Consider the following 12519-nt stretch of genomic DNA (forward strand, 5'->3'; position numbering starts at 1 on the left):
AATGGCCACCACCGCGAAGCCCAAGGCCCCCGCGAAGGGGCTCCGGTTCAACCCGGGCAACCACACCTACCGCCTCGACGGGCTTCCCGTCCGCGGCGTCACCGGCCTCATCGGGGCCGGCGTCCCGAAGGACAACCTCATCCCGTGGGCCGCCGAGGTTGCCGGGACGTGGGCCATGGACCACCTCGCCGAACTGCCGGTCATGGACCGCGACACCGCCATCCAGACCATGCGCATGGCATGGCGGGCCATCCGCGACTCCGCCGGGGTCACCGGCACCGCGGTGCACCACCTTGCAGAGCAGCTGTCCAACACCGGTGAAGTGAGCGCACCCGAAGAACTGCACGGCTACATCGTCGGGTTCGCCCAGTTCCTTGATGACTGGCAGATCACGCCAGTCCTGACGGAACGCCCCTGCGGCAACCGCGAGCACCACTACGGCGGAACATTCGACATGTTCGCCACCTCCCCACTGTTGGCCGGCGGCAAGCTCGTCCAGGTCGACCTCAAGACATCCAAGGGCGTCTACGGGGAAACCGCCTTGCAGACCGCGGCATACGCACGCGCCGAATTCTACGTGGACGCCGACGGCAACGAGCGGCCCATGCCAGAAGTGCACGCGACCTACGTCGCCCACGTGACACCGATGGACCGGGAAGGCGAACACGCCCGCTACGACGGCAAGCCCCTCGGCACCAGCCTCTACCAAATGGCCGACAGCCCGAAGGAAATCGACCAGCACTTCAACATGTTCCTCGCCGCCGCCTACACCGCGAAGACGACGAAGATCCGCGAAGCCCTCGGCCGCACACCCCTCGCACTTCCCACTACCCACACCGCAACGAAAGCAGCCTGATCATGACCGAACTCGCCGTACCGATTGCGGGCGCCATCGCCGCGCCCGCCCTCCCCTCCGTCGCCGGAGTCGCCGGCCTCGAGAGCTGGGTGACCGCACTCGGGCACGCCAATGAGATCGCCGGATTCATGGCGCACTCCAACTTTGTCCCCATGCCGCTGCGCAAGAAAGGCAAGGACAGCTACAAGACGACCGACGAACTCAGGATGGATGTCACTGCGATCATCCTCGCTGGCGCATCCATTGGCTACGACCCCTTCCAGGCTGTCCAGCAGATGTTCATCGTCCACGGCTCCCCCGCCATGTACGCACGGTCGATGGTGGCGCTGGTGAAGTCCCACGGCCACAAGCTGGACCGCACGCACGCCGACCCGAAGTCCGTCACGGTCAAGGCCCGGCACAAGGAGTCCGCCGAATGGCACGAGTTCACGTGGACCTTCGAGCGTGCGCAGACCGCCGGCTACACGTCCAACCCGAAGTACAAGACGAACCCCATCGAGATGCTCTACGCCAAGGCGGCCACGGAAGCTTGCCGCGTCATGTTCCCCGAAGTCTTGTCCGGCATCTCCCCTTACTCCGTGGAAGAAGCCGAACTGGAGGACTTGGGCGAAGAGCCGCCCGCCCGAACGGCCGAAGCGGCGGCCCCGGCTGAACCTGCCGCAGCCAAGCGGACCATCACCCGCACTCGGGCCCAGGCGCCCGCTCCGGCATTGCCGGCGGCCGTCAAGGACGCACCCAAAGAGGCCGAGCCGGAAGCGGATCCGGAAGAAGCCGCTGGGGTTGACGCCGAGACCGGTGAACTCGCCGATGAGGGCCGCCCGGCCGCTCTCGAAGTCGACTACTTCGAAGAGATCCAGGCGAAGGCGGGCGACGTCGTTGCCCTCCGTGCGCTGTGGCGCCAGGCACAAGCGGACGGGCAAGACGACGACGTCCTCAATGCCATCGCATCCGCATCCACCGCAGCGAAGAACTAACCGGGAGAGAGCCTGAACATGTCAAAGATTATTAGCCTGAAATCCACCAATTACAAGCGCCTGAAAGCGGTCGAAATCCGACCCGACCAGAACGGCAACCTGGTCATCGTCGCAGGGAAGAACGGGCAGGGGAAGTCGTCGGTCCTCGATTCCATCACCGCGGCGCTCGGCGGCATCAACGCGAAGACCACACCGAAGCCGATCCGGGACGGGGAGGAACGCGCCGAGATCGTCCTCGAAACCGAAGACCTCATCGTGACCCGCAAGTTCACCGCCTCCGGCTCCACGCTGAAGGTGACGTCTCCTGAGGGCGCCGCGTTCCCGAAGGGGCAGACCCGACTGGACGACCTGCTGGGGAAGCTCTCCTTGGACCCGCTCGCGTTCACGCAGCTGTCCGACCGCGACCAGCTAGCGACTCTCCTCGACCTCGTGGACCTGCCGTTCGATCCGGCAAGCCTCGATGCCGAGCGCAAGACGGTGTTCGACCAGCGGTCCGACGTGAATCGGAAGGTCAAGGAGTTGGCGGCGCAGGCCGCCGGCTACAGCGCGACCGAGCCCGTAGAAGAGGTCAGCGTCTCCGGGCTCCTCGACCAATATCGCGATGCGGTCACCAACAACGAGAGCTACGGCCGTGCCCACATGCGCGCCGAGAGCACGGCCCTGACCGTGGAGAAGCTGCGCCAGGAGCTCGCGGAGGCCGAAAGCGAGGCGGCCAGCGCGGCTGCCGCTTTCGAGGCCCACACGGCGCCGGTCGACCACGCCGCGATTCAGCAGCAGATCGACGGCGCCGAGCAGACCAACGCCCGGGCCCGCGAGTACGCCGACTACCAGTGGGCGAAAGACCAGCATGCGGCGGCCGTCGCCAAGGCCGGCAAGCTCACCGAGCAGCTCGCCGCCATCGACCAGCGCAAAGCCGACGGTCTCGCCGCTGCGAAGTTCCCCGTCCCTGCACTCGGCTTCGACGACAGCGGCGTCACCTATCAGGGCGTCCCATTCAAGCAGGCGTCCAGCGCCGAACAATTGCGCGTCTCGCTCGCCATGGCCATCGCGCTCAACCCGGCACTCCGGGTCATCCGCATCGCAGACGGGTCATTGCTCGACGCCGACAACCTCAAACTCATCGAGGCCATGGCCAAGGAGCACGACTTCCAAGTCTGGATCGAGATGGTGGACGACTCCGGCGAACGCGGGATTGTCATCGAAGACGGACAGGTGGCCTAGGCCATGGTCGGCGAAACGATCATCACCGTCATCGGGAACCTGACCGGTGACCCGGAGCTGCGCTTCACCCCGGCCGGTGCGGCCGTCGCGAACTTCACGATCGCGAGCACGCCCCGGACCTTCGACCGCCAGACAAATGAGTGGAAGGACGGGGAAACCCTCTTCCTCCGCGCATCCGTCTGGAAGGAAGCCGCCGAGAACGTCTCCGAAACGCTGACCAAGGGAATGCGCATCATCGCCCAGGGCCAGCTGAAGTCGCGCAGCTACGAGACGAAGGAAGGCGAGAAGCGAACCGTCACCGAACTCGAGGTCCACGAAATCGGGCCCTCGCTCAAGTACGCATCCGCGAAGGTCACCCGGTCCGCCCGCGGCTCCGGCGAAGGTACCGCAAACCGCGGCGCTACGGACGGCTCGTGGACACCCGACGGCGCCGGAACGGGCGGCGGCTGGGGCAACACCAGCGGCGGTGGCGGATGGGGCGGCAACTCCTCGAGCTCCTCGGCCGCTGAACCCCCGTTCTAACCACTCCCCCGCCCCGGCGCGCACCCCCACCCCAGACGAGGGTGCGCGCCACCCTCCCCAGAAAGAACCATCATGACCTCCGACATCACTGACCTGACCGAACGCATCCAGGAGCGCGACGGCGTCGCCGTCGTCCTCTACTCCAAGGGGGAATGCTTCGGCTGCCGCAAGACCAAAGAAAAGCTCGACGAACACCACATCCTCTACACGGAGGTGGACGTCGAAAAGGATAAGACGGCATTCAAGTACGTCACCGAAGTCCTCGGCTACCGGCAAATGCCCGTCATCGTCGCATCCACCGAATCGGGCTACATCGTCTGGTCCGGACTCCAGCCGGTCAAGATCGCGAAGCACATCACCCACCGCGACGCGGCCGCATGAGCAAGCGTGACGGATGCCAGCAAGCCTGCTGCCGGGTCCCATTCGACGGTGTCTGCGCCCGAAATCGCACCTGCGGCTGCCACTGGCGGGAGAACGCGGAGCAAAGGGAGGTGAACCGTGCGAACAGTCTCAGGGCACTCCCCAACCCGAGCCGAGACACAGTACCGGTGGGACGGGGAACCCGGCCTGTCGTTGGCCGCTGAACTTGATGCCGCACAGGCCCGCATTCAAGAACTCGAGAAGTACCTCCGCTTGGCCTTGGACCACATGGCCAGCGGCCCAGCCTTTCAACACCACGTCGTCGCCAGAGCGACTGAAGTACTCACCAAGGAGAAGTAGAAGCACATGGAATTGAGCCTGAACTCAGCCGTCTTCGCAGAAGCGGCAACCTACGCGTCGAAGACGATCAGCCAGCGACCGGTGAAGCCCGTCTTGGGCGGCATCCTCATCGAAGCCGCCACCGACCAGATCCTGCTGTCGGGTTCCGACTACACGGAATCGTCCCGCACGACCGTGCAGGCCGAGGTGGCCACCGCGGGGAACGTTCTGTTGCACGCGGGCATGTTCACGAACATTGTGCGGAAGCTGGGCAAGCGCACAATGAAGCTGACCGTGGATGGGTCGAAGGCCACGATCACGGCGGGCACGGCCGTGTTCAGCCTCGCGGCCATGGACCTGGCCGATTACCCGACGATCCACGACGTGAGCGACGTCGCCGGGACGGTGGACGGCGCCGCGCTGGCGTACGCCGTGGAGCAGGTGACCGGTGCGGTGGCCAGCGACTTGGCCCTGCAGTTCTTGTGAGCCGTCAATATCTCGGCCACCGGCGACAAGCTGACCTTCCGGGCCACCGACCGGTACCGGCTGGCGGAGGCGGTTATCCCGTGGACTCCGGCCGGCGATGACTTCATGGTGAACGTGAAGGGCAAGTGGTTGGCGGACATGTCAAAGCAAACCGCCGGCGCGACGAGCCTGCTGCACGACGGCAACCTCTTCGGCATCCGGTCCGGACAGCGGGCGTCCACGACCACGGTCGTTGACGGGGACTTCCCGAAAATCGCTTCCCTGTTCCCGAACCACACGCCTACGGTCGCGCTCTTGGACCGCCAGGAGCTCGCGGACGTGCTGGATCGGGTGTCGCTCGTGGCCGAGCGGAACACACCCGTACGCCTGGTCTTCAGCGCCGAGACCGTGACGGTGGACGCCGGCACGGGCGAGGACGCGCAGGCTCAGGAGACCATCGACTGCGAGTTGGACGGCGACCCGATCACCGTCGCATACAACCCTGCGTACCTGATGTGGGCCGTGTCCGTCACCCCGGGCGAGCAGCTGCGCATCGGGTTCACCGAGGCGCCGAAGCCGGCGCTGTTCACCCCCTCCGACGACGAGGGCACCAAAAAGCTGGTCATGCCGGTGAGGCTCCCATGAGCGCCGTCGTCCAGCCGGTCCTGCCGGACATTGCTTGGCCGGATCCAATCGTCACAGCCGAGCTCCTGATCAAGAGCGAACTCGATTCTGCGCTGAAGATCTCGGCATCGATGGAAATCCTTGTCGATGAAGCCTTCGGGTTCGCGGCTGAAGACAAGTCGGACGCTGCCATCATCGCCAAGCTGAAGTATCGGGTGCACCTGCAGGCGTTCCTCGCCTCCGCCGGCGCCGTCGACCTCCTCATGCAGATCCAGAAGCACGCCCCGCGGGACGCAGACCGGGTCGCGCATGACTGGAACCTTCGAGGCGAGATGGGCGACTGGCACGAGCTCATCTGGGAATGGGCCACTGAGCACGGCCTATCCCCGGACGAAATCCACGACGATGCCCGCAAAGAATTCTTGAATCGAGAGAACAAATGAGCCTCACCCTGACCGACATGTTTTGCGGCGCCGGCGGATCCTCCACCGGGGCGATTAGCGTCCCGGGCATCGAGGTCCGCACCGCGATGAACCACTGGGACCGCGCCATCGAAACCCACAACGCAAACCACCCGGACGCGGCACACGTCCAGGCAGACATTTCGCAGACCGACCCGCGCTACGTCGCGCACTCCGACATCCTGTGGGCCTCCCCGGAGTGCACCAACCATTCGGTGGCCAAGGGCCGGAAGCGCATCACCAACCAGCCGGATCTGTTCGGCGACCACCTCGCCGACGAGGCAGCAGACCGGTCCCGCGCCACCATGTGGGACGTCCCCCGGTTCGCGGAACACCACAACTACAAGCTGATCATCACTGAGAACGTCGTTGACGCTGCCCGCTGGATCATGTTCGACGCCTGGCTGATGGCCATGAAGTCGCTCGGGTACGAGCACCACATCGTCTACATGAACAGCATGCACGCCCAGCTCGCGGGATTGCCGGCGCCGCAGTCCCGGGACCGGATGTACGTGATGTTCTGGAAGAAGGGCAACGCCAAGCCCGACTTCGACCGGCTCCGCCCGATGGCGTACTGCCCGACGTGCGACGACACCGTCCGGGCCATGCAGGTGTTCAAGAAGGCTGACCGGTGGGGCCGCTACCGGGCCCAGTACGTCTACCGATGCCCCAACGTGTCCTGCCGGAATGCGATCATCGAGCCCGGCTGGCTCCCCGCGGCTTCCGCCATCGACTGGTCGCTGCCCGCGCAGCGCATCGGCGACCGCACCCGTCCGCTGGCGCCAAAGACCATGGCCAGGATCAAGGCGGGACTGGACAAGTTCGGGCACGGGCCGCTGCAGGTCCACGCCCAGGGGAACACGTACGATTCGGCATCAGGCAAGGGTGGAAACTACTACCGCATCTGGCCGACGCACGAGGCCCTGCGCACGCAGACGGGCAGCCTCGAGCATGGGCTGGTCATCGACTCGGTCCGCGGGTCGAACATCATCAGCCGGACCGGGGAGCCGTTCGCGACGCAGACCACGAGCTACACGCGTGGCCTTGCCGTGCCGCCGCTCATGATCCCGGTGGAAGGCCGTGAGGGGAAGGAAGCCGCGTCGGCCTACGATGCGATGCGCACGCAGACGACCCGCAACGAGACCGCCCTGCTGATGCCCTACTACGGATCCTCGAAGCCGCAGCGGGTCACCGAACCGATCGGCACTCTCACCACCGTCGACCGGTACGCGATGATCACGCTCCGTGGCCAGAACGCACCCAAGTCGCCGCACGACGTCATGGACACGTTCGCCGCCAACGGGCAGCACCACGGGCTCATGTCCACGACCCCGCCACGCGTTGAAGACTGCACGTTCCGCATGCTCGAACCGCACGAAATCACTGCGGGCATGGCCTTCCCGAAGGAGTACATCATGACCGGAAACAAGCGCGAGCAGGTCAAGCAGGCAGGCAACGCCGTCACTCCGCCTGCCGCCCGCGACCTCATCAGCATCGGCGCTGACTCCCTGGGGGTGGCAGCGTGAAGCCGCTCGAAGTACACCCCCAGGACCGCTACCACCCGGAAATGCTGGCCCGCTACAACCGCGACACGGCCGAGCATGAAATGACCGTGCGGCTGGATCAGGGCCTCTACCGGCACCTGCTGTTCAAGAAGCCGGGGACCAGCATGTACTGGTTCGAGATCGTCACGACGCCGGGCCAGCTGACGATCCGCGGCGACATGGGGACCTATGTGTTCTCGCGCATTACGGACATGGCCGACTTCTTCCGCGGGCACGTGAACGCCGGCTACTGGGCGCAGAAAGTGGAGGCCGAGGACAAGCACAGCCCCCGGGAGGAGTACAGCGAGGTCGAGTTCAAGCGGTTCGTGCTGGAGAACTTCTGGCAGCGCCGCGAGCAGGAGGAACCGTATTTCGCGGCGTCTGTGTGGCGGTCGATCCGGTCCGAGCTGCTGTACAACCTGCCATGCGACTCCTCCGAAGCGTTCCACGCGCTGGACGAGTTCAACGCCGGCGGCTGGCGCTACATGGACGCCTGGGAGCACGACTTCAAGACCTACTCGGCACAGTTTCTCTGGTGCCTGCACGCGATCGTCGGCGGGCTGAACGAGTACCGGGCGATGAAGGCCATCACCGAGAAGGGGCACGCGGCATGAGCGACTACACAGACTTCCTGAAGGCGAAGGTTGCGTTCGAGAAGAACTATGGGCAGCCGATCGAGCTGGCCGACGTCAGCCCGGTGTTGAAGGACCACCAGAAAGCCGTCGTCGCATGGGCGGTGGAGGGTGGACGGCGGGCGATCTTCGCGGCGTTCGGTCTCGGGAAGAGCGTGATGCAGATCGAGACGCTGCGTCTCACGCTCGCCCACGCTGGCGGATCCGCGCTGATCATCGCCCCGCTCGGCGTCCGCGGCGAGTTCATCCGCGACGGACGGCAGCACTGCGGCGTGGACATCAAGTTCATCCGGCGCGCCGAGGACATCGACGGGCCCGGCATCTACGTCACCAACTACGAGACCGTCCGTGACGGGAAGCTCGACGTCAACCAGTTCACGGCCGTGTCCCTGGACGAGGCGGGCGTGCTCCGGTCGTTCGGGTCCAAGACGTACCAGACGTTCCTGACCATGTTCGAGACCGTCCCCTACCGGTTCGTCGCCACGGCCACCCCCTCCCCCAACCGGTACAAGGAGCTCATCCACTACGCCGGGTTCCTGGGCATCATGGACACCGGCGGCGCCCTCACCAGGTGGTTCCAACGCGACTCCACCAAGGCGAACAACCTGACCCTGTACCCGCACAAGCGGGACGAGTTCTTCATGTGGCTGAACTCGTGGTCGATCTTCCTCCAACGGCCCTCCGACCTCGGCTACTCCGATGAGGGGTACGACCTGCCGGCCATGACCGTGGAATGGCATGAAGTGCCCGTGGACCACACCACCGCGGAGGTCGAACGGGACGGCCAAGCCCGGCTCTTCCGCGGCGGCACGAAAGACCTGAAGGGCACGGCCCGGGAGAAGCGGGACAGCCTCGAATCCCGCATCAGCCTGATGATGGCCATGGTCCGCGAACACCATGCGAAGGACGACGGGCAGATCATCCTCTGGTGCGACCTCAACGATGAGCAGGCCGCGATCGAGAAGGCATTCAAGGCCGAAGGGCTCACCCACTCGTCCGTGCACGGCTCACTCGACACCGACGAGGCGGAACGCCGCATCGACCAGTGGCGGGACCGGGAAACCTACGCGCTCATCGGGAAGCCCGTGCAGCTGGGCCAGGGCCTGAACTTCCAGCAGTGCAACTCCGCCATCTTCGCCGGCGTCACCTACAAGTTCAACGACACCTTCCAAGCCTGGCACCGCATCCAACGGTTCGGACAGCAGCGCCCGGTGACCATCCACATGATCCACGCCGAATCCGAGGGCGAAGTCGTTGCCGCCCTCAAAACCAAATGGACCGCACACAAGGAGCTGACCAACACCATGACCGACATCATCAAGCAATACGGGCTCTCCCGGAACAGCATCACGGAAGCACTCACCCGCTCCATGGGCGTGGAACGGCTCGAAGCGTCCGGGGAAGGGTGGCTCCTCGCGAACAACGACTGCGTGGACGAAACCCGCAACATGGCCACCGACTCGGTGGACCTGATCGTCACGTCGATCCCGTTCTCCAACCACTACGAGTACACGCCCAGCTACAACGACTTCGGGCACACCGACGACAACGACCACTTCTGGGCCCAGATGGATTACCTCACCCCGCAGCTGCACCGCATGCTCGCCCCGGGCAGGATCTACGCCTGCCACGTGAAGGACCGCATCAACTTCGGCAACGTCACCGGCGCCGGCGTCCCCACCGTCTCCCCATTCCACGCGGAAGCGCTCATGCACGGCCTCAAGCACAACTTCGACTTCATGGGCATGATCACCGTCGTCACCGACGTCGTCCGGGAGAACAACCAGACGTACCGGCTCGGCTACACGGAGATGCGTAAGGACGGAACCAAGATGGGTGTCGGCTCCCCCGAATACATCCTGCTGTTCCACAAGCCCCAAACCGACCGGTCCAAAGGCTACGCAGACGAGCGGGTGGCCAAGGAGAAAGCCGACTACTCCCTCGCCCGCTGGCAGGTCGACGCGCACGCGTTCTGGCGGTCTTCCGGCGACCGGCCGCTCACCCCGGACGAGCTCGCCGCACTGCCCGTGGAGCAGCGCTCGAGGCTGTTCACCGACCAGACACTGCGGGAGGTGTACGACTACGAATCCCATGTGAAGATCGGCGAATCGCTCGAAGGGAAGGGCGCACTGCCGGCCACGTTCATGTCCCTCGCGCCCGGATCCTGGACCCCCGACGTGTGGCACGACGTGACCCGCATGCACACCCTCAACGGGGAGCAGAAACGCCGCAACGTCCAGATGCACGTGTGCCCGTTCCCCCTCGACATCCCGGAGCGTTTGATCGCCCGCTACTCCAACCCCGGCGACCTCGTGTACGACCCCTTCGGCGGTCTCGGATCCGTCCCGCTCATGGCCATCAAGCAAGGCCGCCGCGGCCGGGCATCCGAACTCAACCCCGGATACTGGGCCGACTCCGTGAAATACCTCGAAGCCGAGGAACGGAAACAGGACATGCCAACCCTTTTCGACCTGGAGGACACCGCAACACGACCCGCAGCATAGTCATGCCCAACTGAACCGCCGCCAGTGGGTAGATTGCCCACTGGCGGCACATGCACCAGAAAGTCTCACAATGTCGCCCCAGCACGTCGCCACTCGACACTTCCCCGAGCGCACCGAGTGAAACACCATCCGCCCCGACAACTCCACCTCGCCTACTGCGTATGCGGGAAGGTGTACGCCCCCACCAAGCAAGAATCCCGGCGCCTCCACAAGGCAATCGCGCAAGTCAAAGGCCGATCGAACAGGGTCCGCTACTACGTGTGCGACCGCGGATCCTGGCACTGGACCAGCATCATCAACAGGAAGGAATCCCGATGAACTCACACCCCGGAGGCGCCATTCCTAGCCAGACGCCGTGCACGCACCTTTTCGAGCCTCGCGGGCCCTTGGTAGACCTCGTTCAAGATCTCGTTCATAAGAGCCAGCACCTCAGCCACATCCTCGACTTCCACTTGAACGGTGATGTCTCCGTGAGCCATGTCGTTGCCAAAGTGCCGGACTTCGTGCGCGGATTCCCTGACGTGTGCGCGAATGAGCCCCGCGGCCTCCATGGCATCAATTTTTGCAGCGAGGCTCCCCGACGTGATGCCTCGGTCCTTAGCGGTCGCTTCAATCACCGTTCGCGCCATGAGGATGGCGGACATGTCGTTGCCAATGCTGGACGACTTATACGCCTCGCCAGCAGCCACCGCGATGTGTTCGGGCACATCCTCGAAGTCCTGCCCTTCGACGTACGTCGGAGACCAAATATGCGGAGGATCGTAGTGCCACGTGTCCATACCGTAAGTGCCCACATTCCTGCCCGGAGACAGGTGGACTCCTATGGACATACGTCCACACTTAGCGCACTTGAACGGGCCGCACGCGACCTTCTGCCCGGCGTGAATGTCGTGGTGAATGACTACCTGGCCCGCCGGACTCATATGCGCGATGGTCCCGCACCAGCCACATTTCCGGTTATCCCAATGCGACATTTCTGCCCTCAATCCGATAGAAGTTGCCCTCAGATTATCCCGGAAAGGGGCTGAACATGGCCTGGTTCAACGCCGACGACAAGATGCACTCGCACCCCAAAGTCAGGGGTGCCGGCCTCGAAGCCATAGGGCTCTGGACGGTCGCGGGGACGTACTGCACGGACTACCTGACCGACGGGAACGTCCCCACATGGTTTGTGGACTCGTGGCCCCGCGGGAAGTCTCTGGCCGGGAAGCTTGTGAAGGCCCGCCTGTGGGAGGAAACAGACGACGGGTACATGTTCCTGTCCTGGGCCGAATACCAGCGGACGAGGGTGAAGGTCCTGCAAGACAAGGCGGACGCCGCCGAACGCAAGGAACGCCACCGGCTCAAAAAAGAGGCGGAGGAACGCACAAAGAAACCAGCCTCCCCCCGTTCTAAACCAACCACCGAACGCGTTCCGAACGCGTTCCGAACGCGTTCCCGCCACCGTTCCGAACGCAGTACGGAACGCACTCGGAACAATGCCCAAGACCAAGACCAAGACCAAGTACTTCTACTCACCTCCCAGCCCCATCCAAGAATCGCTGTTGATCAGTTCAAAGACCGAGAAAGAGTTTCCAACCAATCGTCACCTAAGTGACGCGAAGGCACGCGACACCTGGTTGGCGCTCCGCAGATGTGATGTCCGTCAAGCGCCGCCACACTGGAATGCACGCCACACCGAGCTGACCAGCACCGAAGCGACCAAGCCCCAAACCCGCGGTTAGCGACCTCCCAGCAAATGGTGTTAAGTGACGCACGACACCCTGCCCCACCAGCACCACACGCAACGAACGGACCCCCAATGCCAGACCTCACACACCAGCAAGCCAGCCTCGTCGCACACACGCTCCACCAGATCAGGCCCGAATGGGGCATCCAATCGCTCATGACAATCCTCGGCAACAACCGCAACGTCCCCAGCTTCGGCGCACTCATCCTCGCCGCCACCACCAAAGCCCTCGACCCCACCTGCAAAACCCCCGCCCCGATCTTCCACCCCGGCGACCACTGGCCCGAA

13 protein-coding genes are annotated in these 12519 nt (G+C 64.5%); 12 read left to right on the forward strand and 1 reads right to left on the reverse strand.

Going from position 1 to position 12519, the window contains the following annotated elements; translation table 11 throughout:
* Window position 1 precedes the first annotated feature (1 nt).
* From AC3ZJJ_RS07115 to AC3ZJJ_RS07165, 11 genes are all read left to right on the forward strand, one after another.
* Window positions 2-856: a hypothetical protein gene (locus AC3ZJJ_RS07115; protein WP_489894897.1), complete on the forward strand. Its 855-nt coding sequence runs from the start codon at window positions 2-4 to the stop codon at window positions 854-856.
* A 2-nt stretch (window positions 857-858) separates the two neighbouring features.
* Window positions 859-1830 carry a hypothetical protein gene (locus AC3ZJJ_RS07120; protein WP_489894899.1) on the forward strand — a complete coding sequence of 324 codons (972 nt, stop codon included), beginning with the start codon at window positions 859-861 and terminating at the stop codon, window positions 1828-1830.
* Window positions 1831-1848: 18 nt separating this feature from the next.
* Window positions 1849-3051 carry an AAA family ATPase gene (locus tag AC3ZJJ_RS07125; RefSeq protein ID WP_489894901.1) on the forward strand — a complete coding sequence of 401 codons (1203 nt, stop codon included), beginning with the start codon at window positions 1849-1851 and terminating at the stop codon, window positions 3049-3051.
* A gap of 3 nt (window positions 3052-3054) precedes the next feature.
* Complete coding sequence (locus tag AC3ZJJ_RS07130; RefSeq protein ID WP_489894903.1) at window positions 3055-3573, forward strand: single-stranded DNA-binding protein; 519 nt, start codon at window positions 3055-3057, stop codon at window positions 3571-3573.
* A gap of 72 nt (window positions 3574-3645) precedes the next feature.
* On the forward strand, window positions 3646-3954 hold the full coding sequence (locus tag AC3ZJJ_RS07135; RefSeq protein WP_489894905.1) for a glutaredoxin family protein: 309 nt from the start codon (window positions 3646-3648) through the stop codon (window positions 3952-3954).
* Between the two features lie 345 nt (window positions 3955-4299).
* Window positions 4300-4758, forward strand: a complete 459-nt coding sequence (locus tag AC3ZJJ_RS07140) for a hypothetical protein (RefSeq protein ID WP_489894907.1) — start codon at window positions 4300-4302, stop codon at window positions 4756-4758.
* Window positions 4759-4818: 60 nt separating this feature from the next.
* Window positions 4819-5382: a hypothetical protein gene (locus AC3ZJJ_RS07145; RefSeq protein WP_489895731.1), complete on the forward strand. Its 564-nt coding sequence runs from the start codon at window positions 4819-4821 to the stop codon at window positions 5380-5382.
* Window positions 5379-5804, forward strand: a complete 426-nt coding sequence (locus tag AC3ZJJ_RS07150; RefSeq protein WP_489894909.1) for a hypothetical protein — start codon at window positions 5379-5381, stop codon at window positions 5802-5804. The genes AC3ZJJ_RS07145 and AC3ZJJ_RS07150 overlap by 4 nt, the downstream gene beginning before the upstream one ends.
* Window positions 5801-7348, forward strand: coding sequence for a DNA cytosine methyltransferase (locus tag AC3ZJJ_RS07155; protein WP_489894911.1), 1548 nt, complete (start codon window positions 5801-5803; stop codon window positions 7346-7348). The genes AC3ZJJ_RS07150 and AC3ZJJ_RS07155 overlap by 4 nt, the downstream gene beginning before the upstream one ends.
* Window positions 7345-7980, forward strand: coding sequence for a hypothetical protein (locus tag AC3ZJJ_RS07160; RefSeq protein ID WP_489894913.1), 636 nt, complete (start codon window positions 7345-7347; stop codon window positions 7978-7980). The genes AC3ZJJ_RS07155 and AC3ZJJ_RS07160 overlap by 4 nt, the downstream gene beginning before the upstream one ends.
* Window positions 7977-10502, forward strand: a complete 2526-nt coding sequence (locus AC3ZJJ_RS07165) for a DNA methyltransferase (protein ID WP_489894915.1) — start codon at window positions 7977-7979, stop codon at window positions 10500-10502. The genes AC3ZJJ_RS07160 and AC3ZJJ_RS07165 overlap by 4 nt, the downstream gene beginning before the upstream one ends.
* A gap of 320 nt (window positions 10503-10822) precedes the next feature.
* Here the strand turns inward: AC3ZJJ_RS07165 and AC3ZJJ_RS07170 are convergent, their stop codons facing one another.
* On the reverse strand, window positions 10823-11281 hold the full coding sequence (locus AC3ZJJ_RS07170) for a DUF4145 domain-containing protein (protein WP_489894917.1): 459 nt from the start codon (window positions 11279-11281) through the stop codon (window positions 10823-10825).
* 251 nt (window positions 11282-11532) lie between these two features.
* On the opposite strand from AC3ZJJ_RS07170, the gene AC3ZJJ_RS07175 reads away from it, so the two are divergent.
* On the forward strand, window positions 11533-12099 hold the full coding sequence (locus AC3ZJJ_RS07175) for a hypothetical protein (RefSeq protein ID WP_489894919.1): 567 nt from the start codon (window positions 11533-11535) through the stop codon (window positions 12097-12099).
* Window positions 12100-12519: the final 420 nt, after the last annotated feature.

The sequence above is a fragment of the Arthrobacter sp. AOP29-A2-19 genome (assembly GCF_058138025.1).

What these genes read in the sequence shown, in the direction of transcription:
- AC3ZJJ_RS07115 (WP_489894897.1), top strand. Translation starts at nt 2, where the DNA reads ATGGCCACCACCGCGAAGCCCAAGGCCCCCGCGAAGGGGCTCCGGTTC.
- AC3ZJJ_RS07120 (WP_489894899.1), top strand. Translation starts at nt 859, where the DNA reads ATGACCGAACTCGCCGTACCGATTGCGGGCGCCATCGCCGCGCCCGCC.
- AC3ZJJ_RS07125 (WP_489894901.1), top strand. Translation starts at nt 1,849, where the DNA reads ATGTCAAAGATTATTAGCCTGAAATCCACCAATTACAAGCGCCTGAAA.
- AC3ZJJ_RS07130 (WP_489894903.1), top strand. Translation starts at nt 3,055, where the DNA reads ATGGTCGGCGAAACGATCATCACCGTCATCGGGAACCTGACCGGTGAC.
- AC3ZJJ_RS07135 (WP_489894905.1), top strand. Translation starts at nt 3,646, where the DNA reads ATGACCTCCGACATCACTGACCTGACCGAACGCATCCAGGAGCGCGAC.
- AC3ZJJ_RS07140 (WP_489894907.1), top strand. Translation starts at nt 4,300, where the DNA reads ATGGAATTGAGCCTGAACTCAGCCGTCTTCGCAGAAGCGGCAACCTAC.
- AC3ZJJ_RS07150 (WP_489894909.1), top strand. Translation starts at nt 5,379, where the DNA reads ATGAGCGCCGTCGTCCAGCCGGTCCTGCCGGACATTGCTTGGCCGGAT.
- AC3ZJJ_RS07155 (WP_489894911.1), top strand. Translation starts at nt 5,801, where the DNA reads ATGAGCCTCACCCTGACCGACATGTTTTGCGGCGCCGGCGGATCCTCC.
- AC3ZJJ_RS07165 (WP_489894915.1), top strand. Translation starts at nt 7,977, where the DNA reads ATGAGCGACTACACAGACTTCCTGAAGGCGAAGGTTGCGTTCGAGAAG.
- AC3ZJJ_RS07170 (WP_489894917.1), bottom strand. Translation starts at nt 11,281, where the DNA reads ATGGACACGTGGCACTACGATCCTCCGCATATTTGGTCTCCGACGTAC.
- AC3ZJJ_RS07175 (WP_489894919.1), top strand. Translation starts at nt 11,533, where the DNA reads ATGGCCTGGTTCAACGCCGACGACAAGATGCACTCGCACCCCAAAGTC.